The sequence below is a fragment of the Nostoc sp. genome, from assembly GCF_036917465.1.
In the GTDB taxonomy this organism is placed as follows: domain Bacteria; phylum Cyanobacteriota; class Cyanobacteriia; order Cyanobacteriales; family Nostocaceae; genus Nostoc.
Genome location: NZ_JBALDL010000079.1, coordinates 1 through 23,804 on the forward strand (window position 1 = coordinate 1; position 23,804 = coordinate 23,804).

General features: G+C 42.6%; 22 protein-coding genes. 10 read left to right on the plus strand and 12 right to left on the minus strand.

What is annotated here, in order from left to right:
* Positions 1-117: 117 nt before the first annotated feature.
* Both V7K38_RS18810 and V7K38_RS18815 read right to left on the minus strand, forming a co-directional pair.
* Positions 118-1,500 (minus strand): aminopeptidase P family protein, encoded by a 1,383-nt coding sequence (locus V7K38_RS18810; protein ID WP_334859912.1) that lies wholly within the window; start codon positions 1,498-1,500, stop codon positions 118-120.
* A gap of 34 nt (positions 1,501-1,534) precedes the next feature.
* Positions 1,535-1,774 carry a hypothetical protein gene (locus V7K38_RS18815; RefSeq protein WP_334859913.1) on the minus strand — a complete coding sequence of 80 codons (240 nt, stop codon included), beginning with the start codon at positions 1,772-1,774 and terminating at the stop codon, positions 1,535-1,537.
* Between the two features lie 354 nt (positions 1,775-2,128).
* Between V7K38_RS18815 and V7K38_RS18820 the strand changes: the two genes are divergently transcribed.
* Entirely contained in the window at positions 2,129-2,929 is an 801-nt protein-coding gene (locus tag V7K38_RS18820) for a PhzF family phenazine biosynthesis protein (RefSeq protein ID WP_334859914.1), read from the plus strand.
* A 7-nt stretch (positions 2,930-2,936) separates the two neighbouring features.
* Here V7K38_RS18820 and V7K38_RS18825 read toward each other — a convergent pair whose 3' ends face one another.
* Complete coding sequence (locus tag V7K38_RS18825; protein ID WP_334859915.1) at positions 2,937-3,401, minus strand: DUF29 domain-containing protein; 465 nt, start codon at positions 3,399-3,401, stop codon at positions 2,937-2,939.
* A 75-nt stretch (positions 3,402-3,476) separates the two neighbouring features.
* Here V7K38_RS18825 and V7K38_RS18830 point away from each other — a divergent pair, with 75 nt between their 5' ends.
* Positions 3,477-3,677: a hypothetical protein gene (locus V7K38_RS18830; RefSeq protein ID WP_334859916.1), complete on the plus strand. Its 201-nt coding sequence runs from the start codon at positions 3,477-3,479 to the stop codon at positions 3,675-3,677.
* 417 nt (positions 3,678-4,094) lie between these two features.
* On the plus strand, positions 4,095-4,532 hold the full coding sequence (locus tag V7K38_RS18835; RefSeq protein WP_334859917.1) for a DUF4332 domain-containing protein: 438 nt from the start codon (positions 4,095-4,097) through the stop codon (positions 4,530-4,532).
* A gap of 55 nt (positions 4,533-4,587) precedes the next feature.
* Here V7K38_RS18835 and V7K38_RS18840 read toward each other — a convergent pair whose 3' ends face one another.
* A complete protein-coding gene (locus tag V7K38_RS18840) occupies positions 4,588-5,202 on the minus strand; it encodes a TetR/AcrR family transcriptional regulator (RefSeq protein ID WP_334859918.1) in 615 nt (204 codons plus the stop codon).
* A 149-nt stretch (positions 5,203-5,351) separates the two neighbouring features.
* On the opposite strand from V7K38_RS18840, the gene V7K38_RS18845 reads away from it, so the two are divergent.
* The 3 genes from V7K38_RS18845 to V7K38_RS18855 all read left to right on the plus strand — a co-directional run bounded on the left by V7K38_RS18845 (position 5,352) and on the right by V7K38_RS18855 (position 9,423).
* Positions 5,352-6,950 (plus strand): M16 family metallopeptidase, encoded by a 1,599-nt coding sequence (locus V7K38_RS18845; protein ID WP_334859920.1) that lies wholly within the window; start codon positions 5,352-5,354, stop codon positions 6,948-6,950.
* 46 nt (positions 6,951-6,996) lie between these two features.
* Positions 6,997-8,514 (plus strand): M16 family metallopeptidase, encoded by a 1,518-nt coding sequence (locus V7K38_RS18850; protein ID WP_334859921.1) that lies wholly within the window; start codon positions 6,997-6,999, stop codon positions 8,512-8,514.
* A 258-nt stretch (positions 8,515-8,772) separates the two neighbouring features.
* Entirely contained in the window at positions 8,773-9,423 is a 651-nt protein-coding gene (locus V7K38_RS18855) for a Uma2 family endonuclease (RefSeq protein WP_334859996.1), read from the plus strand.
* A gap of 229 nt (positions 9,424-9,652) precedes the next feature.
* On the opposite strand, the gene rpmB is transcribed toward V7K38_RS18855, so the two are convergent.
* From rpmB to V7K38_RS18875, 4 genes are all read right to left on the minus strand, one after another.
* Complete coding sequence (rpmB, locus tag V7K38_RS18860; protein ID WP_334859922.1) at positions 9,653-9,889, minus strand: 50S ribosomal protein L28; 237 nt, start codon at positions 9,887-9,889, stop codon at positions 9,653-9,655.
* Between the two features lie 170 nt (positions 9,890-10,059).
* Positions 10,060-12,051: a molecular chaperone HtpG gene (htpG, locus tag V7K38_RS18865; RefSeq protein WP_334859924.1), complete on the minus strand. Its 1,992-nt coding sequence runs from the start codon at positions 12,049-12,051 to the stop codon at positions 10,060-10,062.
* A gap of 254 nt (positions 12,052-12,305) precedes the next feature.
* The gene (locus V7K38_RS18870; protein ID WP_334859925.1) at positions 12,306-12,476 is read right to left on the minus strand and encodes a hypothetical protein; all 171 of its coding nucleotides are present in this window, start codon (positions 12,474-12,476) and stop codon (positions 12,306-12,308) included.
* A 192-nt stretch (positions 12,477-12,668) separates the two neighbouring features.
* Positions 12,669-12,944 (minus strand): hypothetical protein, encoded by a 276-nt coding sequence (locus V7K38_RS18875; RefSeq protein ID WP_334859926.1) that lies wholly within the window; start codon positions 12,942-12,944, stop codon positions 12,669-12,671.
* A gap of 483 nt (positions 12,945-13,427) precedes the next feature.
* Between V7K38_RS18875 and V7K38_RS18880 the strand changes: the two genes are divergently transcribed.
* The 3 genes from V7K38_RS18880 to V7K38_RS18890 all read left to right on the plus strand — a co-directional run bounded on the left by V7K38_RS18880 (position 13,428) and on the right by V7K38_RS18890 (position 16,653).
* Entirely contained in the window at positions 13,428-14,753 is a 1,326-nt protein-coding gene (locus V7K38_RS18880; protein ID WP_334859927.1) for an ATP-binding protein, read from the plus strand.
* A complete protein-coding gene (locus V7K38_RS18885; RefSeq protein ID WP_334859928.1) occupies positions 14,750-16,210 on the plus strand; it encodes a tetratricopeptide repeat protein in 1,461 nt (486 codons plus the stop codon). The genes V7K38_RS18880 and V7K38_RS18885 overlap by 4 nt, the downstream gene beginning before the upstream one ends.
* A gap of 140 nt (positions 16,211-16,350) precedes the next feature.
* Entirely contained in the window at positions 16,351-16,653 is a 303-nt protein-coding gene (locus V7K38_RS18890) for a hypothetical protein (protein WP_334859929.1), read from the plus strand.
* A 43-nt stretch (positions 16,654-16,696) separates the two neighbouring features.
* Here V7K38_RS18890 and V7K38_RS18895 read toward each other — a convergent pair whose 3' ends face one another.
* The 3 genes from V7K38_RS18895 to gloA form a co-directional block, all read right to left on the minus strand.
* A complete protein-coding gene (locus tag V7K38_RS18895; RefSeq protein WP_334859930.1) occupies positions 16,697-16,894 on the minus strand; it encodes a hypothetical protein in 198 nt (65 codons plus the stop codon).
* Between the two features lie 77 nt (positions 16,895-16,971).
* Entirely contained in the window at positions 16,972-19,614 is a 2,643-nt protein-coding gene (clpB, locus tag V7K38_RS18900) for an ATP-dependent chaperone ClpB (RefSeq protein ID WP_334859931.1), read from the minus strand.
* A 682-nt stretch (positions 19,615-20,296) separates the two neighbouring features.
* The gene (gene gloA / locus V7K38_RS18905) at positions 20,297-20,689 is read right to left on the minus strand and encodes a lactoylglutathione lyase (protein ID WP_334859932.1); all 393 of its coding nucleotides are present in this window, start codon (positions 20,687-20,689) and stop codon (positions 20,297-20,299) included.
* 257 nt (positions 20,690-20,946) lie between these two features.
* On the opposite strand from gloA, the gene eno reads away from it, so the two are divergent.
* Positions 20,947-22,236, plus strand: coding sequence for a phosphopyruvate hydratase (gene eno / locus V7K38_RS18910; protein WP_094333599.1), 1,290 nt, complete (start codon positions 20,947-20,949; stop codon positions 22,234-22,236).
* Positions 22,237-22,332: 96 nt separating this feature from the next.
* On the opposite strand, the gene argC is transcribed toward eno, so the two are convergent.
* Complete coding sequence (argC, locus tag V7K38_RS18915) at positions 22,333-23,391, minus strand: N-acetyl-gamma-glutamyl-phosphate reductase (protein ID WP_334859933.1); 1,059 nt, start codon at positions 23,389-23,391, stop codon at positions 22,333-22,335.
* Positions 23,392-23,804: the final 413 nt, after the last annotated feature.

A 23,804-nucleotide genomic window follows, 5' to 3' on the forward strand; every position in this document is an offset into this window, starting at 1 on the left:
AAGTCGTAGCGATCGCCTGTTTTTCTTCCTCCCCTTGTTCACACATCCTTAATTTCATCAAATCCATCCTCGATTACGCGAACGGTGAGGACTTACGCAAAACTTTAGCTAAAACTTTCAGCCATTAACTAAATTTTCTATGGTATCGACATCATTTGGTAATGCTGCTGTTAAAACTTCGCTGCCTTCTGTTGTAACTAAAACGTCATCTTCGATGCGGATGCCGCGCACATCGGTAAAGTCAGATAAACGCTGCCAATTAACTACATTTTGATATTTTGAGCGGATATTCGCATCATTTAAAATTGCTGGTACTTGATAAAAACCAGGTTCAATTGTAACTAGCATTCCTGGACGCAGGGGACGATTTAAACGCAGGTAGCCTAAGCCAAAGCGATCGCTCCTTTGCCGCCCCTCTTCATACCCAGCTATATCCCCCAAGTCTTCCATATCATGGACATCTAAACCCAGTAGATGACCGATACCATGAGGGAAAAACAGCGCGTGGGCATCTATTTCTACTAAATCTTGGGGATTTCCTTGTAAAATACCTAACTCTACTAAACCTTCAGCTATAACCGTGGCAGCTAGTAGATGAATATCTTCATACTCTACACCAGGCTGTATTTTGGCAATGCAAGCATCATGAGCCGCCAGTACCACATTATAAATATCTCTTTGGGTAGATGAAAACTTCCCGGAAACTGGCCACGTGCGAGTTACATCACCTGCCCAACCCATCTCAGTTTCAGCGCCAACATCGGCAAGCAGTAAGTCACCTGGTTGTAGAGGGTGGTGATAGTGTTCGTTATGCAAAACTTCGCCGTGAACGGTGACAATACTGTTGTAAGAAGTTGTCATGTTATGGGCAATAATTACCCCTTCCATCGCTGCGCGAACTTCTGCTTCTCGCTTGGCATGAGGTGTTGCTGCCATCCCAGCTTTGTGTGCTTGAACAGTTACAGCAGCAGCTTTTCGCAACTCAGTTAATGCAGCTTCATCATGAATAAGGCGGATAGAAGCGATCGCTTTAGCTAAATCTAAATCAATTCCTTGGGGAGGACTTTGGGGTAAAACCCATCTATTTAATAGCTGCGATTGTTGCGTCCATGTTGCTGCATCTTGTACGGCAAGTGTGACGGCATCTTCTAGCCAAGACTCTAATTCTGCCATTGGTCTAGCCACATCTGCCCCAATCTTCTGCGCTATTTCATTGCGTGTTGGTGTTTCTCCATGCCAAAGGGCGCTGCTGGGTGATGGATCGTCGATAAATAGTTCTAGCCTGCCGGCTTCTAAACGAATTGCCGCATTTGATAATGGTAGTCCGGCAAAATAGAGGAAATGACTGTTAGCGCGAAACGGAAAAGTATTTGCCAGAAAGTTGCGGGGACTGTTGCTACCTGACCAAAGAATTACGGGAAAATTAATAAGGTTAGCTAGTTGTTGCCGTCGCAGGCGTAAAGTATCGACGAGGGAAGTAGAAGTTTGTTGGATAAACATAAATAGAAACTCAAGGGTATAGTTTTGTTTTTATTTAGTCGTTATCGTCTTTATCGTCATCTTTTTTATCATCTTTGCGATCGCCATCTTTGTCATCACGATCTTTGTCTTTCTGCTTTACCTGGTTAGGCTGTTGCGTAGATTGGATGACTGGTTTTGGTTGTTCAGTTGGAGTAGATGGTTGCGGTACCTCAACAACACAACTAACTAATCCTCCAGAAATTAGCGCTAAGTTTACAGTAGCAAAGATGCTTCTGAAGATTTTTATCATCATCCTAGTTTTTGGAGATTATATTCCTAATTTATCAGGTACTGTATATGGCGGGGCAGTTATCATAAGGTGTTTGAAATCTACGCAAGTAGGTAAAGCCTCGTGTAGACGAGGTTTCTAAGGGCGCTAAAAATAATGGTAACTAGTGGCATAAATTTCTAACACACTCTTGATATAGCGCTTCTCGTTCGGATGCAATACACTTTGACCTCTCTCCAAACCTCTCTCCTTTTAGGAGAGAGGCTTTGAATCTTGCTCCCCTTACCTTGTAGGGAAGGGGCTGGGGGTTAGGTCTGTATTCTATGCAACTGAGAACCGCTATAAGTATATTGCTGTCTAATTTTCAAGGTGACTCTAATGGGACAAATTATTACTCAGGTTGATGCTTTTACCAATAGACTTTTCGCAGGAAATCCGGCTGCTGTCTGTGTTTTGCCTACTCGCCAAAATGAACGCTGGATGCAAAACGTGGCACAGGAGATGAATTTATCTGAGACGGCTTTTCTAGTTAGACAGGATGATGGCTTTAATCTGCGTTGGTTTACGCCGACGGTGGAAGTACCGCTTTGTGGTCATGCAACTTTAGCTAGCGCTCATGTACTTTGGTCAGAGGAGCATTTATCACCTGATGAAGTTGCGCGTTTTTATACTAAAAGCGGAGTGCTGATTGCTAAGTTGCAAGGTGAGTGGATTGAGTTAGATTTTCCTGTGAATCACTCAAAAGAAACAGTCGCCCCGCGAGAACTCAAAGAAGCTTTGGGTGTACCTTACAAATCTGTTTTCTTAAATTATTTTGGCTATGTAGTGGAATTGGAATCTGAAGATTTGGTACGGCAAATACAGCCAAATTTTCAAATTTTGAAAACGTTGCCTATTTCTGAAGTTATTGTCACTAGTCTTACCGACTTTGATTCTGAATATGATTTCGTCTCTCGCTTTTTTGCACCAGGTTTAGGGATTGATGAAGATCCTGTAACTGGGGCGGCTCATTGCTGTCTTGCTCCCTTCTGGCGCGATCGCTTACACAAAGATGAGTTATTGGCTTATCAAGCATCCCGGCGCGGTGGAGTCGTAAAAGTTCGCTATGACGGAGGCGATCGCGTTTTTCTCGGCGGACAAGCGGTAACTGTGATGCGAGGTGAGTTAATTACCGCATAAACCTAGATTACAAATCAATCGCATCCGGTAAAAACTCAGCATCGAGAACTTGGGCAATGGCATAAGAACATTCCACTGGAAACCTATTTATTGGTAATTCAGTTTCATTACTAGCAGCTTTCAATCCGCGATCGTAACATTGGGCTAAAACTTCTTCTGGATACGGCTTGAGGCTGGGACTCTCTACTAACAAATCTGTAATTCGGTTACGTTGCTCATTAATGGTATTTCGCCAAAAGCCACTCTGCAAACTAGACTGATATTCCCACTTGAGCAAATGTTGTAATAACACTTCCAAGCGGCTTTTCAATTCCCGCCGTTCAGAGCGTCCCAAGTTCTCAATTTCCTCAATCACAACATCCCAGTCTACTTGTTCAAATTGTCCAGCACGAATAAGTTGTACAGTCTTTTCTGTCCATGCTACAAAGTCTATTTCATACAACTGGGCTGCACTTTTCGGAATCGGTGTCATGAGCTTCCTGCAATCTCTTGTGAACGAGCTAGATTTTAAGTATTACGCTCATTTATCTTAATGTTAGTCGAGAGAATGGCATTGTTAGTCGATGCAATGACATTGTTAGTCGATGCAATGGCATTGTTAGTTGATGCAATAGCATTGTTAGTCGAGACAATGGCATTGTTAGTTGATGCAATAGCATTGTTAGTCGATGCAATGACATTGTTAGTCGAAACAATCGCATTGCAGTACATTGCATTTAGATGTGAAGCATTCCCGCAGGATAAGTAGGTAGGCGTAATTAAATATAAGATCAAACCTCACCCTCAATCCCTCTCCTTAGTAAGGCTACGGTGTACACACAAGTCTTTGAGAGTGGCCTCATAGGCTTTTGATCCCCCCAACCCCCCTTAAAAAGGGGGGCAAAAGTCTCTTAAAGTCCCCCTTCTTAAGGGGGATTTAGGGGGATCTCCAACGATTTGGGGTTTGTACAAAGATGTGTGTACACCGTAGCCTTAGTAAGGAGAGGGAAGCCGGAGGCAGAGTGAGGTTTTATATTTAATTTGACACACTTACTTAGCAGGAAGAAAACATCAAAATTCAAAGGTTCAGATACCCGACTTCGCTAAAAAGTAGAGTATCTTGTTGTTCACGAATGATTTAGGATTGCTGTATACGTGAGTGAACAAGCCTATATTCAGTTTTAAAATGTCTGCTAAAAATACAAATAATCGAAATCTGCTTGCATTTAGTGACTGGCCAATCGAGCAATTACCTGGACTGAGCCATGACGAACAATCACAACTGCAAAATTGTGGGATTAATACCACAGTAGCGCTAGTTAAACAAGGCAAGACTCTAGAGGCACGACTGGCGTTAGCAAATAAATTACAGATTCATCTTCAGTATGTAAATAAATGGATGGCTTTAGCTGACTTAGCGCGTATTCCTAGCGTAGGCATACAATATTGTGGTTTATTGCTTCACGCAGGTATCGGTTCTGTAACCCAGTTAGCAGAGACACCCACTCACAGATTGCACCAACAAATCATGCGCTTGCAAGTAGCAACAATGCAGCGACGAGATTTGTGTCCAGCGATCAAGCTAGTACAACAATGGAGTCAGCAAGCGCAAGCAATTAGGTGATTGGGGATTGGGGATTGGGGAAACTACCCAGTACCCAGTACCTAGTACCCAGTCCCTAATCCTTAACCAAGACACCATTAAGAAAGATATCAGCGAGTCCTTCAGCCATTTCCTGCATTTGTTGGGGGGAAGCGTCAGGTTCGATGATGGTGTTGTTAGAAAAACCTGCGATCGCAAACATTCCTAAGAAAACTTTCGCAACTAGCTTTGCGTCGGCTTTGCGATAAATACCTTTATCCATCGCGGTTTGAAAGAATGCTTCGCCGACATCGGTCATTTTGGTAATGACTTCTAATTGAATGCGATCGCGCAAATCGGGGTGAAACTGCACCTCCATAAAACAAACACGCATTAAATCAGCATTTTTTTGAAAGTTCCACATTCGGCGACGCATCACTTGAGCTACGGCTTTATAGCTGCCCATTTCACTTAATTCTGTCAGCAAATCGGTTAAAATTTCTACCCAGCCACTCGTGGCTACTTCGACTAAAATTGCTTTTTTATTAGAAAAATGACGAAATAACGTGCCTTCAGCTACACCTGCCGCCTGCGCTAAATCACGGGTGGTAGTACCATCAAATCCCTGAGAGGCGAACAATCGTTGTGCTGCTTGTAAAATTCGGGTGCGCGTCTGAGCTTCTGAGGGTGGGGAAGAATTAAAAACTCGCATAACATTTATGGTTAAATTTGCGGAACACGATTTGTAGCATTATTGTCTAACGTCAAGTAAAAAAGCTCAACAGGCTTAATACAAGATTAACGTCGTTTTGCTAAGTATCCTGTTTCTCAGGTAGTGTAACTTTATCCTAATTTTTGCTTATGAACCAGATCAGTCAGTCAATTTTGGATTTATTACGGCGGTTGTTTGTCACTTTGTTGGCTTTGATCGTTTTCTGGTGGGGATTATTACCAGAAATTGCTCTGGCTCAAACTCAAACAGCACCTCCTCAAGAAGCCAAAACTCAAACTCCACCAGTTCAAAGTTCGATCCAACCTTATCTGGATCGAGTCATTAAACAATTAACCGAGTTTCGTCTCGATAATGGTCTAAAATTCCTTGTCTTGGAACGACATCAAGCGCCTGTGGTTTCTTTTCTTACTTATGCGGATGTCGGTGGTGTAGATGAGCAAGATGGTAAAACCGGTGTAGCTCACTTTCTAGAACATTTGGCGTTTAAAGGTACAACACGCATCGGTACACAAGATTACAAAGCAGAAAAACCTCTATTAGATAAATTGCAGCAGTTAGATACTCAAATTAAAACAGCGAAAGCCGATGGTAAAAAAGATGAAGTTGCGCGGTTAGAAGCTGAGTTTAAGCAAGTAGAATCACAAGCAGGTAAGCTTGTCAAACAAAACGAATTAGGACAAATTGTCGAACAAGCGGGAGGCGTAGGTTTAAATGCTAATACTTCAACCGAAGCTACTCGTTATTTTTACAGCTTTCCTGCCAACAAGCTGGAACTTTGGATGTCGTTGGAGTCGGAACGATTTCTCGATCCGGTAATTCGTCGTGAGTTTTATAAAGAGAAAGATGTAATTTTAGAAGAACGACGGATGCGGGTGGAGAATTCACCCATTGGACAAATGGTGGAAAAATTTGTCGATACTGCTTATAAAGTCCATCCTTACAAGCGTCCAGTAATTGGTTATGACCAAGATATCCGCAATCTGACACCAGATGATGTCCAGAATTTCTTTGATACTCACTATGTACCAAGTAATTTAGCGATCGCAATTGTCGGAGATGTTAACCCGACTCAGGTGAAAAAACTAGCGCAAACTTATTTTGGCCGCTATCAAGCAAAAACCAAAGCTGTTGAACAAATCCCGGTGGAACCGCCACAAAAACAAACACGGGAAGTTAGTTTACAACTACCTTCTCAACCTTGGTATTTAGAAGGTTATCATCGTCCGGCAATTACTCATCCAGATAATGCAGTCTATGAAATCATTGGCAGTTTATTAAGTGATGGACGCACGTCTCGGTTGTATAAGTCTTTGGTAGAAAAGCAGCGTTTGGCACTAAGCGCTCAAGGTTACAGTGGATTTCCTGGAGATAAGTACCCAAACTTGATCTTTTTCTATGCTCTCACGGCTCCTAGTCATACAGTTGATGAAGTGGCGGTGGCTTTGCGCCAAGAGATTGACAAATTAAAAACTGAGCCTGTAGCAGCTGTTGATTTGGAACGGGTGAAAACTCAAGCACGGGCGGGTTTGTTGCGTACCCTCGATTCCAATATGGGGATGGCTCAACAATTGTTGGAATATGAGGTGAAAACTGGCTCTTGGCGGAATTTGTTTAAGCAGTTGGATGATATTTCGGCGGTGACGACGGCTGATATTGCGCGAGTGGCGAAGGAGACTTTTACGCCGGGAAATCGCACGATTGGGAAGTTGTTGTCGAAGGAAGGATAAGAGAAACGAACCGCCAAGTCGCCAAGGGCGCAAAGGAAGAAAAGATATGCAGAGGTATAAGGTGAAGGGTAAAAGGTCTATAGCGTTGAAAATCAAGAATGGGAAGGGGTTAATTTATGCTTTGGTTGCTGTTTTTGCGTGTTTGCTTTTAACTTGTAATTTTTCTCTGGCGGCTACGGCTGAGGCAAAGCACTATACTGAGTTACAGCTACCAGCGCTACCTGAGATTAAGATACCGAAATATGAGCGGTTTGTTCTCCAAAATGGCTTGGTTGTCTATTTAATGGAGGATCACGAATTGCCGTTGGTGAATGGTACGGCGTTTGTGCGGACAGGGAATCGCTTGGAACCAATGGAAAAAGTTGGTTTAGCTGGTTTTACAGGCGGGGTAATGCGAACTGGGGGAACTAAGCAACATTCGGCTGATGAACTCAACGAGATATTGGAACAACGAGCGGCATCTGTAGAAGCTAGTATTGGTGAAGGTTCTGGTAGTGCTAGCTTTGATGCATTGAGTGAAGATTTAGAAACAGTGTTTGGGCTGTTTGCCGAGGTGCTGCGATCGCCAGCATTTGCTCAAGAAAAGCTAGACTTGGCTAAGACACAAGCTAAAGGTGGCATTGCCCGTCGCAATGACGATCCAAATGGCATTGCCAGTCGAGAATTTAAAAAATTGCTCTATGGGAAAGATAGTCCATACTCTCGCACTATAGAGTATGCAACGGTAGATCGGGTTCAGCGTGAGGATTTGCTGAAGTTTTATCAGCAATATTTCCACCCCAATAATATAATTTTGGGGATTGTGGGCGATTTTGACTCTAAGAAAATGCGATCGCTTATTCAAGCTAAGTTTGGCGATTGGAACCGCAACCCAGGGATTGCAAAACCCAAATTACCATCGGTTTCGGCAGCTAATACAGGTGGAGTGTTTTTTGTCAATCAACCACAACTAACTCAAAGTAGCGTGCTTCTCGGCCATTTAGGTGGACGGTTTGACAGTCCCGATTATGCAGCGCTGGATGTATTGAATGGGGTGTTAAATGGATTTGGTGGACGCTTATTTAATGAAGTGCGATCGCGCCAAGGTTTAGCATACTCTGTATATGGCCAGTGGAGTCCCCGCTACGATTATCCTGGTATGTTTATCGCTGGCGGACAAACGCGATCGGATGCTACAGTGCAGTTTGTCAAAGCCTTACAAGCCCAAATCAAGCGTACCCAAACTCAAAGAGTGACTGCAAAAGAACTAGCTTTTGCTAAAGAATCTACACTCAACTCCTTTGTATTCAACTTTCAAGATCCCAGCCAAACCTTATCAAGGTTGATGCGATACGAATATTACGGCTATCCGGCTGATTTTCTCTTTCGCTATCAAAAAGCTGTCGCCGCCACCACAGCAGCTGATGTACAACGGGTAGCACGAGAATACCTCAAGCCAGAAAAGATCGTGACTCTAGTGGTGGGCAATCAAGCCGCCATTCAACCGCCATTGACGCAGCTAGCAGCAAAGGTGACACCAATCGATGTAACGATTCCTGGTTCGCAACCACAGGCGAAGAATTAATTATAAATTGCGATCGCAACGATAAATAGAGATGCAATAAATCGTGTCTCTACTCAAATCAGATAATTTGCTTCTTTATCGGGAAACGACTGAAGACAAATTGTAGTAACCAGTAGAAACTAAATCAGGAACCAAAACCTCTGGAATCACCAGAGGTTTTTTCTTTAAACTATAGTAATGTCGCAGCAAAAATTGTCGCAGTGTATTAATCAACTAGAGTAAGCTAAATTTAGGTATAAGCTACTGGGAGTGGAGATGATGTTGTTGGAATTAAAGCGCATCCATGTTCCACCAGGACAAAGAGTGTTACTTCGGGATGTAACCTGGCAGGAATTGGAAACAATTCTAGAAGATTTAGGGGAACACCGTGCAGCACGAATTGCTTATGACAGGGGAATACTAGAGATTATGTCCCCACTGCCAGAACATGAATATGACAAAGAAATTATTGGCGATTTAGTCAAAGCCCTTCTGGAAGAATTAGATATTGAGTTTAGATGTCTTGGTTCTACCACTTTCAAAAACCAAGCAATGGCTCAAGGTATAGAACCTGACCGGTGTTTCTATATAAAAAATGAATCCAAGATTCGTGGTAAGAGGCGACTAGATTTAGAAGTAGATCCTCCTCCAGATTTAGCTCTAGAAATTGATATTACTTCTCGCACTCATCCTAATATTTATGAAGCTTTAAAAGTACCTGAGCTTTGGCGTTTTACCAAAGGAAAGCTCCAAATTAATGTTTTGCAAGATGGGCATTATATAGAGTCTCAGCAAAGCCTAAATTTTCCTCAATTTAAGCTAGTTGAGGCGATTCCCCAATATCTCAAGCAAAGTACAATAGCAGGCAGGAATTCAACGCTCAAAGCTTTTCGTCTTTGGATACAAACGCAATTAACAATTAAAAATTAAAGACAATTTCAGACTGGGATTTAAACCCCGACTGAAACTGGGGCTACCTGTAGAGGTAGGGGTCTTAAACCCTTTTATTTACGATAAAATAATTCGTAATTCGTAATTAATTTTGGGTACTGAGCCGCCTAATTTCAGTCTTATTTTGGTAGGGAACCAGGATGAACAGCGGCCAAAACCGCTTATCCTGTCTCCCGTACATAGTCTCAGGTTATCAAATCCAGACTACTTAGTAATGATTGAGGTTAATGCCAGCTTCTTTTGCCATTGCGTCTAACCCTTTAATTTCTAGGGTTTTAATTGCTTTAGTAGAAAGCTTTAATTTTACCCAGCGATTTCCGCCTGCCCACCAAACACGCTTGGTTTGCAGATTGACGTGCTGAAGGCGTTTTGTACGGCGGTGGGAGTGGGAAACAGCAAAGGCGTTATTTGCCTTCTTACCAGTTAGTTCACAGCGACGAGACATAGCAAGTATCTCCAGATTGTTATTTTAATACAGCCTTTCCATTCTATGTCTTAGACAACAGAAGTGGAAAAGGGAGTGGGGAGAAGAGGCAGGGGGCAGGGGGACAACGGAGATGAGGGAGACAAGGGGGAATTGTTATAACAACTTTCTTCCCCAATGCCTAATGCCCACTATTTACTAGCTTGTTCCGTCAGCTTAGTAAGTACCTCATTCGATCGCTCGACGAAAGATTTCATTCCCTCAGCGTCAAATCCTTTCTGAGACATCAGCGCTAAATCGTAGACGTGTTGGCAAATCAAGTTGACTAACTGATCGGTAGACGATTGACCGTCACCTTGAATAATACTACCTTGGTTCAGATTTGTCAGATTTTGAATTAGCGGATGAGCTGTATTCACCAGCAAAATGTGATCTTCGGGAAACTCTGCTGTTCCCTGCTGCATCATGGCGTTCATTTCTCGCAGGCGGCGAAGAATCTCTGGTAAAAGCACGATCGCAGGTGGTGTACCTTGAGGATCGTCTGATTTCAATGCTTCGGTACGAATGTTGAGTTTGGGTTTGTTGAGAGATTTCTCAAATAACTCTTTAATCGTCTCACTGCGGGTTTTGTTTGTCTTCGGATCGACAATTTCCTTATCTTTATCTTGTTCCAGCAGAGTATTATCTAAATCTGAGTCTACCCGCGTAAACTTGACATCCTGATATTCCCGCTCTAGGAAGTTAATAAAGTGGGTGTCGATGAAAGAGTCCATAAATAGGACTTCCAAGCCTTGATTTTTGTGCAGTTCTATGTATGTAGCTTGAGTTGTTTCATCGGTGCTGTAGAAAACTCGGTTTTCGTTACGTTCTTTGTTGCGTTCTAAATACTCTTTCAGTGTGGTGTAAGGAGCGGTAGGTGTTGAGTTCTCAGCACTGGGTGAAGGAGTAACATCTTGCCAAGCATCCCCGTCTGAAGACTGGACTTCAACCACTGGAGTTTCAACAGCAGCAGCTTTTTCTGTCAGCTTGGCGGTGGTGCGGAAAACGATGATATCTTCGATTTGTTTTTTGAATTTATCGTCGTTGAGAACGCCGAATTTTACAAAGGTTCCGAGATCCTTCCAAGCACTAATATATTGTTCGCGGTTGTCGCGGAAAAGTTCTTTGAGGCGATCGCCTACTTTTTTGGCAATGTAGTCACCAATTCGCTTCACGGTGCGATCGCCTTGCAAGGCACTGCGCGATACGTTGAGCGGAATATCGCTACTATCAATCACACCCCGCATCGGCATCAGAAATTGCGGGATAATTTCTTCGCAGTTGTCACTGACAAAAACTTGATTGCAAAATAGCTTGATTTGCCCTTTAGTAACATCTACATCCGGCCTCATTTTAGGGAAATACAGAATCCCGTTGATGATAAAGGGATAGTCAGTATTTAAATGTACCCACAACAGAGGTTCTTCCTGAAAAGGATACAGATAGCGGTAAAACTCTAAATAATCTTCTTGACTCAGATTACTTGGAGAGTCTCGCCACGGTGCTTTTTGCTTATTTAATACTTCACCGTCTAGTTTTATCGGTACTGGTAAAAAGTCGCAGTAAGTCTTGACAAGATTCTTAATTCGTGCATCCTCTAGAAATTCCTCCTCTTCTCCTTGGAGGCTGAGAGTAATAGTAGTGCCGCGAGTTGTTCTGGACGAATCTTCTAGGGTGAAAGCTGGGGAACCATCGCAACTCCAGTGAACAGCCTGCGCCCCTTCTTGGTAGGATAGAGTATCAATTTCTACCTTTTGCGCCACCATGAAGGAAGAGTAGAAACCAAGACCGAAGTGGCCAATTATGGCTTGATCTGATTTGCCTTCATATTTATGAATAAATTCTTCAGCACTGGAGAAGGCAACCTGATTGATATATTTCTTAACTTCATCTGCGGTCATTCCGATACCGTTATCGGAGATGGATAGGGTTTTGTTATCTTTGTCAATGGCAATTTCAATTTCCGGTTCGCCGATTTCTCCAGCGTAGTCTCCGGCGCGGGATACCATTTTCAGCTTTTGGATAGCGTCTACAGCATTGGATACCAGTTCCCGCAAGAAGATTTGGTGATCTGAGTAGAGCGACTTCTTTATGATCGGGAAAATATTATCAGTATGAATACTGATAGTGCCTTGTTCTAGCATAATTGGTAATTTTCGATGTTAGTATCTGAAATGATGATAGCGGCTAATACAATCTATCCCTCCGCTTTCCAGGATAAACCCGGAGAACACACAAGGGCATGATACCAATTAGGATTTTAAAAGCATAGCTAAGGCAATCGCACCTTTTTTGAGGATTGTTTGCCCCCATTTTCTGATTCGGATTTCCCTACTCCCGATTTTGAACGCAGGTTAATTAGCCTACTTGAGACTGCCATTTAAGTATTGTTAGTTTTTTATAACACCAAAAAACAGTGATACGGATAAGTAGGATCGATAAATTCTTGCTTCACAGTTAGTCCAGCATTAGCAACAGAGTTTAAAATCCGCTCTTTGGGATATCCTTTTAAACCCATTTCCCAGTAATGCTCGTCACATACTGGCGTTGTACTCCAGAATTTTGGCACATTGAATAATAAATGCCTTGGTCTACCTGAGAAAGAGGTTTTGATCTGAAATGACAACTATTGAGTGCAATAAGGAATCGAAATCACCAAAAATTTATTTGTTGCTTCGGCAAGTTTTTTCAGTGCTTCTTCTGACTGGACGTAAGGAAAGTGTTCCAGCACTTCAAAGAGAGCGATGCCTACGGCGGTAAACTACGCATCAAATTTATCTTTCGGTAATGTAAAATCTGTAGTCAAATCCAAAATTATTTCTGGCTTGAGGTTGGGATCGACATCAGCAGTAGTGACATTGTATCCATTGTTCTTCAAGATGTCTGTTAACAGAGAATTAAAAATCCCAATTTCCAGAACATTTTTTACCTGAGTACCCAGCGAAAAAATTAGACGCAGCTGGTGGTGATAACTGATGAGCCGATTTTTTGATAAATATTCCGAATTTCTAATATCTAACGAAGTGATGAGTTGCATAAATACTGCCTACCTAATCTGATGGACTGACTAATTTGGTGGGTATACAACTACAGGATTCCCGGAAAATTAGTTAAAGTAACAGCACCTCGACCCGATTACTAGCAACATACTAGTGTTATATTTTACATTTAAATTATTTAGAAGTTACGTGTAAGATATTCCCCAACCTTTTTAAGGCTACGTGTACACACAAGTGTGAAATAATCTACTCACTTGGATTTAGGCGTAAATCTTACCCCACCCTAACCCTCCCCTTATAAAGGGGAGGGAACTAGATTTCATTTCCTGTTTCCCCCCTTTATAAGGAGGGATTAAGGGGGGTAATTCTGTGTGTACAGCGTAGCTTTTTAAGGGCGGGATTTAGGGGAGATCGAAGCTTCGGGTTGTGAATGCGTAAGTCCTGTGATTTCTTCTTTTGCCAAGCACCTCAATTTTCTATAATCTCCATTATTATGAGCAACATTGCAATATTTTTTACCTATGGTTAATAGTACTGACTTACTCGCAAAACTCTACAATGCCTTTAACCCATTTGAACCCTTACCCGCAGGCGATCCCAAATATGTAGATTGTCAAGATGTGCGGGGAGATGCGGATATTGAGCAAGAATTGGGAAATCGGATGCGATTAGCAGATACAAATACTTGTCAATTGTATTCTGGTCATCGGGGCGCGGGGAAGTCTACAGAATTACTTAGGTTAAAGAAATATTTAGAAAATCGGGAATTTTATGTTGTGTATTTTGCGGCTGATGAAGAGGATATCGATTCTGAAGATGCCCAATATACAGATATTCTCCTCGCCTGTACCCGCCGTTTGCTCAAAGATTTAAAAGAAATTGCTAGTCCTCGTCCTATACTCGACTGGTTAAAAGATCGTTGGGAAGATTTAAAAGATTTAGCGCAGACTCCCATAGAATTTGAGAGTCTGGGAGTAGAAGCACAGCTATCTCAATTCGCCAAGTTGACCGCAAATTTAAGGGCTGTTCCTGAATTACGCCAGAAGATTCGCCAAAAAATTGATCCTTACACCGTCACTTTGATTCAGGTGTTAAATGAGTTCCTGGTGGATGCAAAACAGCACTTACCTAATGGCTACAATAAACTGGCGATGATTGTCGATAACTTAGACCGGATGGTGTTAGTTAAAGACGGAGATCGCACCAACTATGAAGAAGTCTTTTTAGACCGTAGCGAACAACTCCAAGCTTTAGATTGCCATTTGATTTACACTGTCCCCATTTCAATGGTCTATTCTACAAGGGCAACAGACCTCAGAGATATCTACGGCGACCCCCAAATTTTACCGATGATTATGGTAAAAACTATTAAGGGAGACGTTTATCAGCCAGGACTCAATAAAGTTAAGGAAGTAATTAAGAAGCGAGTCCGGCAAATTGCACCCGAACTATCACTAGAAACAGAAATTTTCGACAGTCCCCAAACCTTAGACAAACTTTGTTTGATGAGTGGAGGTCATGTGAGGAATTTGCTATTGTTAACTCAAGATGCCATTGGACGCACTGAAGAGTTACCTGTTTCAGAAAAGGCGGTGCGACGAGCAATTACTCAAGCCAGAGATACTTATCGCCGCGCTGTGGAAAATCATCAATGGTGTTTGTTAGCGGAAGTGTCTTGTTCTAAGCGCATTATTAATGATGACTTGTATCGGAGCTTAATGTATAATCGCTGTCTTTTAGAATACCGCTATTTGGATGATGATGGAGAAATGCAGCGTTGGTATGATATTCATCCATTGATTCAAGGAATTCCAGAATTTAAAGAAGCTGTAGAGAAACTTTCATGAACCCAAATTTAAGTGATTGGGATGATGATTTACCCTCAGAACCAGAAGAAGTTTATCAAGACTTGCTTCGCGCATTGAAGCGTAAATCAGGATTTGGTTTATTTTTTGTCCAATGTACACCTGTGGAAGCAGACAAGTTCATTGTCAAACTTCCCCAGGAGATTCCGCAGAAGAAGATTGCAGTTTTGCGGTTGGTTGAGTCGATTGATAATTTATATCAGCCAGTAGCAGAGTTTGTTAAAGACAAGCAAGTTGATATTTTATTGATTAAAGGTCTGGAATATTCTTTATATAAGTATGAAAAAAGAAGTTTTGGGGAAATTACAGAAGGACAATTTAGCAATTTAACCAGTGTTCCGCATATTCTAAATCACTTAAACCAACAGCGAGAACGCTTTAGAGATGATTTTAAAATTAGCTTTATTTTTCTTTTACGTTCATTTTCAATAAACTATTTTATTCATCGCGCTCCAGATTTTTTTGATTGGCGTTCTGGCGTGTTTGAATTACCTACAACGCCAGAGGTAGTAGAACAAGAATCAAATCGTCTTTTATTGGAAGGAGACTATGAAGAATATTTGAAACTCACTCCTGAAGAAAAAATTGAAACAGTTATAGAACTTCAAGATTTACTGACCGAAAAACATCAGCCAGAGAATCAGAAGCCACGTTTACTACTTAAACTGGGAAATTTATTATATGCTGCTAATGAATACGAAGCAGCGATCGCATCCTACGACCAAGCACTCAATTTTAAACCAGATGACCACGAAGCTTGGTACAATCGCGGCAGTGCGCTAGGCAAATTAGTCCGCAATGAAGAAGCGATCGCATCCTACGACCAAGCACTCAATTTTAAACCAGATGACCACCAAGTTTGGTACGGTCGAGGTTTTGCGCTAGGCAATTTAGTCCGCAATAAAGAAGCGATCGCATCCTACGACCAAGCACTCAAATTTAAACCAGATTTACACCAAGCTTGGAACAATCGGGGTATTACGCTAGGCAATTTAGGACGGAATGAAGAAGCGATCGCATCCTACGACCAAGCACTGAATTTTAAACCAGATTTACACGAAGCTTGGTACAATCGCGGCAATGCGCTAGGCAATTTAGGACGGAATGAAGAAGCGATCGCATCCTACGACCAAGCACTCAAATTTAAACCAGAGTACCACGAAGCTTGGTACGGTCGCGGCGTTGCGCTAGGCAATTTAGTCCGCAATGAAGAAGCGATCGCATCCTACGACCAAGCACTGAACTTTAAACCTGATTTCCACGAAGCTTGGTACAACAAAGCTTGCAGTTATGCACTCCAGGGTAATATTGAGCAGTTAGTGGAAAATTTACAACAAGCAATCAAGCTGAGTGCTGATAAATATCGAGAGATGGCAAAAACTGACTCGGATTTTGATAGTATCTGGGAAGATGAGCGGTTTCAAGCTTTAATTAAATAACTCCTATAAAAACTAAACTAATGTAGCGATTAATGTACCGATCGCTTTCAGACTTACAGTGAAAGTACTAACTGAAATTCAAAGCGATGCTGATAAATTACTAAATATAAAGTTAACCAATCTTCAGAAACACAAATAAAATGTCACAAAACCCCCAAGAGCAAAAACAGCTACCTCTCCAAGAAATTACTAACCTATCTTTGGCAGAACGTCACAAAATATTAGAACCTTTTATCGCCGACCCAGCCGCAGATTTTTTGAATGACCCAGAAGTAACAGAATTCTCAGTTTTGGATGGTGAAGATTGGGAAACTAAGAATGAAAACATAATTTATGTAGAAGAAATTCAAAGTATCCGTAACCATGATAGCTTTTTGAATGGCTATACATTAGAAGATGAAGGACTTTATGACGACTATGTAAATCAGAAACAAAGTACTTAAAAGAAGCATGAAATTTGTATATTAAGCCTCAGTTTTAAGCTGCTTAAATTAACAGCGATCGCTTTCTCACTTTACGACTTCTGCGATCGCACAGCATCCAATACGGTTCGGTTAGGGTTTTTTGATGAAAATTATAAATCACAAAGACGCGATAAATCGCCGTCTCTACAATAATCAATCCTTCGTCTTGATGGCGATTTATCGCATCTCTTGGCTTAACCGAACCGTATTGGCACAGCATCTGGTAGAGAATAAAAAAATAAACCCACGGATGTGGGTTTTATCTGTGTAGCCACGAATTCTAATTGCCTTCTGCGACTATGTAGCAATCTGTGGTACTGACACCTTCACCAACACTTTTTTACTAAAAGACAGACCATTTTCATTTTTGTCAATGATAATCGTGTCCCCAGAGATAAAAGTGTTCTCCAATAACTTTGTGGCGAGGGGGTTTTCTACTTCTCGCTGAATTGCCCGTTTGAGTGGACGCGCACCATAAACTGGATCATAGCCTGATTCGACAAGGTGATCGCAGGCTGATTGGGATATCTCAAAGAAGATTTTTTGCTCGCGCAGGAGACTTTCTACTCGCTTGAGTTGAATACGGATGATATGCCGCAGTTCCGTGCGACTGAGGGCATGGAAGAGAATAATATCATCAAGGCGGTTGAGAAATTCTGGGCGGAAATGCGATCGCAACGCTTCCATTACCCTAACCCGCATGGTTTCATACTTGGAATCATCACCAGATACATCTAAGATATATTCGCTACCAATGTTACTGGTCATAACGATCACAGTGTTGCGAAAATCAGCTGTACGCCCTAGTCCGTCAGTAATGCGACCATCATCCAACATTTGCAGAAATATGTTAAACACATCTGGGTGAGCTTTTTCAACTTCGTCTAGTAAAATTACTGAGTAAGGTCTGCGGCGAACAGCCTCAGTGAGTTGTCCTCCTCTTTCAGAGTCTACGTAGCCTGGAGGAGAACCAATTATTCGCATAACAGAATTTTTTTCCATATATTCCGACATGTCAAGCCGGATGATGGCATTATCAGAATCAAAGAGAAAGTGAGCTAAAGCAGCGGCGAGTTCGGTTTTACCGACACCAGTGGGGCCCATGAACAAAAATGAACCAATGGGACGCGAGGGATCTTTCATCCCCGCACGGGCGCGGCGAATCGCGGCTGCTACCGCTTCTACAGCCTCTTCTTGCCCAATTACTCGTTGATGCAAATGACTTTCTAGTTGCAGCAATTTTTGCCGTTCCGATTCCAATAAGCGATTGACAGGAATTCCTGTCCACTTGGCGACGATTTCGGCAATATCAGCTTCGGTAACTTGTTCTCGCAGCAACGTCGAACCTTGATTTTGAATTTCTAAAAGGCTGGCTTCTTTGGCTTCGCGTTCGTGCTGTACTCCTTCCAATTTGCCATACTTCAATTGGGCAGCTTTATTTAAGTCATAAGCGCGTTCCGCTTGTTCAATTTGGACTCGCAGCGCATCTTCTTCTTTCTTTAAGGCGCTTATTCCCTCTAATATCTGCTTTTCACCTTGCCATTGCTCGTTAAATATTTGCTGTTTTTCGGTCAAATTGGCGATTTCTTGCTCAATTCGCTGCAAACGTTCTTTAGTTTGGGCAGTACCCTTTTCTTCGCCAGCTAATGACAGCTTTTCCATTTCTAGCTGCATGAGGCGGCGATCGATGGTTTCCAATTCTGCTGGTTTGGAGGTAATCTCCATTTTCAACTGTGCTGCGGCTTCATCCACCAAATCAATGGCTTTATCTGGTAAGAAGCGATCGCTAATATAACGCGCTGACAGGGTTGCTGCTGCTACCAAAGCCGAATCAGAAATTTTGACATTATGATGCACTTCATAACGTTCTTTCAATCCCCGCAGAATGGAAATAGTATTTTCCACACTTGGCTGATCGACAAATACTTGCTGAAAGCGGCGTTCTAGGGCAGCATCTTTCTCAATGTGTTTGCGGAATTCATCGAGGGTAGTTGCACCAATACAACGCAGTTCTCCCCGCGCCAGCATTGGTTTGAGTAAATTTCCCGCGTCCATTGCCCCTTGTTGGCTGGAACCAGTACCAACTACGGTATGTAGTTCGTCAATAAATAGGACAATTTGGCCGTTAGAGTCCATAACTTCCTTGAGGACAGCTTTCAGACGTTCTTCAAATTCTCCTCGCAATTTTGCCCCAGCAATTAAACTACCGATGTCTAAAGAGATGAGTTGGCGGTTTTTCAGAGATTCGGGAACGTCACCGTTTACCATCCGTTGTGCTAAAGCTTCTGCGATCGCAGTTTTACCTACGCCAGGTTCACCAATCAATACCGGGTTATTTTTGCTCCGACGAGACAATACTTGAATTACCCGCCGAATTTCGTCATCCCGCCCAATTACCGGGTCGAGTTTTCCAGCTTTTGCCTGTTCTGTCAAATCTCTGCCAAATTTTTGTAAGGCTTCATAGCGGGATTCTGGCGTTTGATCTGTCACCTTTTGGCTACCGCGAACGGCTTTGATAGTAGCTTCTAGTTTAGCTGCATCCGCACTAAAGCTTTTGAGGATCTTTCGGCCAATGCGATCGTCTTCAGCAAACCCTAAAAGTATGTGTTCTACAGAAATGTAGGAATCTTTCATCCTGACTCTAGCTTCCTCGGCTCGGTCTAGTAAAACATCTAAACTGCGGCTAAGATAAAGCTGATCGCTTTTACCAACTTTGGGTTGACGTTGGGTGAAGGCTTCTAGCTGCTGTTGGAAGCGGATTGGATCTACCTCAGATCGAGCTAGGATACGTATTGCTAAACTTGTAGGTTCTTCTAACAGGGCAATAATTAAATGTTCAACATCTAGTTGCTGTTGTTGATAAGCACGAACAATATCCTGAGATTTAACAATTGCTTCCCAGGCTTTATCAGTAAATTTATTTGGATCTGTAGGTTGCATCTTTAAAATTTTGGAACTTGAATTTTTTAGTTTAGAGAGTGGGAAGTGGGGAGTGGTTGTAACCCTACTCATTAGACCCAGATAATTATCCAAACATTCTCAGCCTATATCCGCGTGTATCTTCGGTGGCAATTTAGGATTGGTAATTGGTGATAATTTAATCGCCGTTGCTGAATTCAGGTATGAAAATGATTTTACGTGATTTCAAAACCTTTGTAGAGACGCGAAATTACACTGGGCTTCTCTACGAGACGCTATCGCAAACGCTACACGCTTTCGCGCCTCTACACCAAGATTCATACATCTAATCAGCAACGCCGTTTGATCCATTACCTATTTCCTAATTTAAAACGAAAATACTATTCTGAGTGGACTTTGCTAGATGGTAGTATTGGAGCGATGTCTACGACGGGCTATTCGGTGTCGCTTTTAGTGTTGGTGATACTAATAGGATTTACGCAGAGCAGATTCCCTAACCCGCCTAAAAAGGTGAGGTAAAAACCTAAAAGTCTCGCTCTTAAGCAAAATTTGCTGCCGAGATCCCCAACTTCTTCAAGAAGTCGGGGATCTAAATCCAGCTTAAGATAAGTGAAATTCCACCTTAGTGATAATTTATTTTTTTGGAAATCCCTTATAAGAATTACTGACTCACAAGTTGCTCAAGTGATTCTTGTTTGGCTGCTTACCCTTGAGATCCTAATTGGATAAGTTCAATTTTATACCCGTCTGGATCTTCCACAAAAGCAATTACTGTCGAACCATGTTTCATCGGCCCAGCTTCACGCACAACTTTACCGCCTTGATTGCGGATTTGCTCACACGTAGCGTAAATATCATCAACCCCAAGGGCAATGTGACCGTAAGCATTACCCAATTCGTACTTTTCCACGCCCCAGTTGTAGGTTAGCTCGATCAGCGCGTTGTCGCTTTCATCACCGTAGCCCACAAAAGCTAGGGTAAATTCTCCCCCTGGATAATCTTTTCGGCGGAGTAATTTCATTCCCAGAAGTTCACAGTAGAACTTTAAGGATTCTTCAAGGTTGCCCACCCGCAGCATTGTATGTAGTAATCGCATATTGACCTTTTCTCTGTAATTGATTTAGTGTTATTCTCTGCCAACATTTTACCTAGCTGAAAGTCTGAAGATAGAAATGCCATCAGGGAAAAAATTAAATAAACATTCCTTTACCCGTTTTTGGCGTTGATCTCTATCCATACAATGGAAATCTTCTTTAATCTCAGCCAATAAAGTCTCTTAACAGCATAAGCTAGCGATTGGGTTAGGCAACTGGACTGGATGCCTAACACACTCGAATAAAGGATAAAGAACAGATGAGTAAATTTCTAGATACTGCAATTGAAGCGATCGCAGCCCGTGAAATTCTTGATTCACGCGGTAGACCGACAATTGAAGCTGAAGTGCATTTAGCCAATGGTGTTGTCGGACTAGCGCAGGTTCCCAGTGGTGCTTCTACGGGCAGTTTTGAGGCTCACGAACTGCGTGATGGCGATAAAAGCCGTTATGGGGGCAAAGGCGTACTCAAGGCAGTACAAAACGTCAAAGAAGCACTTGCACCAAAATTATTAGGCTTGGATGCCCTCAACCAAGAACTGCTAGACCGGACAATGATCGCCATAGATGGTTCTCCGAACAAATCCAGTTTGGGGGCGAATGCGATTTTGGGGGTTTCCTTAGCAGCTGCTAAAGCAGGTGCTGAATCTCTAGATATTCCCCTCTATCGCTATTTGGGTGGCCCTTTAGCGAATTTGCTCCCAGTGCCGTTGATGAACGTGATTAACGGTGGCGCACACGCATCAAACAACGTGGATTTCCAAGAGTTTATGATTGTCCCAATTGGCGCAACTTCCTTTCGGGAAGCGTTGCGTTGGGGTGCAGAAGTGTTTGCTACCCTCAGCCAAGTATTAGATGAGAAGGGTTTGCTTACTGGTGTGGGCGATGAAGGCGGTTTTGCCCCTAACCTAGAATCTAATCAGGTGGCTTTAGAATTGCTGGTTGCTGCCATTAAGAAAGCTGGTTATAAGCCAGGGGAAGAAGTAGCTTTGGCTTTAGATGTGGCAGCTAGCGAATTTTACAAGAATGGTCAGTATGTTTACGATGGTAAACCTCACGCTCCGGCTGAGTTTATTGATTATTTAGGACAACTTGTTGACCAATATCCAATTGTGTCAATTGAGGATGGTTTGCACGAAGAAGATTGGCAAAGTTGGCAATTGCTCACCCAGAAATTAGGTTCGCGGGTGCAATTGGTAGGGGATGACTTATTTGTGACCAACGTTACTCGTTTACAAAGAGGCATCCAGGAAAAAGCTGCTAATGCGATTTTGATTAAACTCAATCAAATTGGTTCTCTCACCGAAACCTTGGAAACGATTGATTTGGCAACTCGCAACAGTATTCGTTCAGTAATTAGCCATCGTTCTGGTGAAACAGAAGACACAACGATCGCTGATTTAGCTGTAGCAACCCGTGCCGGTCAAATCAAAACAGGTTCCCTCTGTCGCAGCGAACGGGTAGCAAAATACAATCGCTTGCTGCGAATTGAAGATGAATTAGGCGATCGCGCCGTTTATGCTGGTGCTATCGGTTTAGGGCCGAAGTAAAGACTGGGGATTGGGGACTGGGGACTGGGGACTGGGGACTGGGGATTGGGGATTGGGGACAAGGAGAATACCCAATTCCCAATTCTCAATTCCCAATTAAGGATAAAACCCCAACTTGGGCAACCCCAAGGTTTCATCCCAGCCCATCATTAGGTTTAGACATTGAATCGCTTGACCCGCCTGCCCTTTGATTAGATTGTCAATTGCTGACATGACAATCACTCGACCTGTGCGCGGGTCAACTTCTACACCGATGTAACAAATATTGCTGCCAGTAGCCCACTTGGTTTGGGGGTAAATGCCGCTACCGCAGACTTTTACCCAAGGAGAGTTGCGGTAGAAGGCTGAGAAAATTGTGGTTAAGTCTTCTCGCACTAGACCGGGATCGCTCAGTGTGGCATATACCGTTGCCAAAATCCCGCGTACCATTGGTACAAGGTGCGGTGTAAATTGAATCATGAGTTCGTGACCGGCTAAGTCACTGCAAATCTGCTCAATTTCTGGGGTGTGGCGGTGACGGCCGATATTGAAAGCTGCAATGGAATTATCTGCTTCAGCTAACAATAAGTTGGTTTGAGGTTGCCGTCCACCGCTAGATGTGCCAGCTTTAGCATCGATAATAGCTGTTTCTGGTAAAATTAAGCCTTGCTTTAAGAGTGGCGAAAGTGCAAGGAGACTAGCAGTAGGATAGGAACCAGGACAGCCAATGAGTTGAGCTTCGGCAATGCGATCGCGGTAAAGTTCTGGTAATCCATAAACTGCTGTAGCTGCAATGGTGCGATCGCTTCTTTCAGTGCCATACCAATTTGTATAAGTTGTCAAATCACGGAACCGATAGTCTGCACTTAAATCTAGTACTTTACATTCTTTTTCCAAAAGTTTGGGAGCGATTTGGCAAGCCAGACCATTTGGTAAAGACAGAAAAACTACTTCACAGCGATGAGCAATTATTTCTGGTTCTACCGCTTCTATTGGTAGATTAGTTGCATGAGCCAGATGCGGGTACAAATCCCCGAAGGGTTTCCCGATACTACTCTCACCGCCTAAATAAACCAGTTCTACTTCTGGATGATCCATCAGTAGCCGTACTAACTGTACTCCGCCATAGCCCGACGCGCCAACAATCCCAACGGGTACGCGTCTTAATTTGCCCATGATCTCAAATCCTTATCCCATGAATGATTAATTCGTTCTCAGCTATCAACAATATCAGCGACTAGACTCACAGCGTACAAAACACTTAAAACCCCTCTACTTTTTTCCGACGGAAAGGAAGAGGTCGCGGGGAAATTATAAAATATAGCGCATCCCATTTGTATGAAATATACTCTGACCTTTTTCATAACAGGAGACAGACTTAAAATCTTACTCCCCAACGCTACAAGGGTTGGGGCTGGGGGTTAGGTCTTAATTAAACTCAACCCAGAAGCACTATATTCTATTTGTCTCCTGTGACTGTCGCTGTAATCTATTACCGAACCCTGATTTTAATGGCAGAAATTTTTGCCACGTTATCAAATCATTGCTAGTCTACTTCTGTGCCTTATAAAGAAGCTACAATCTAAAAT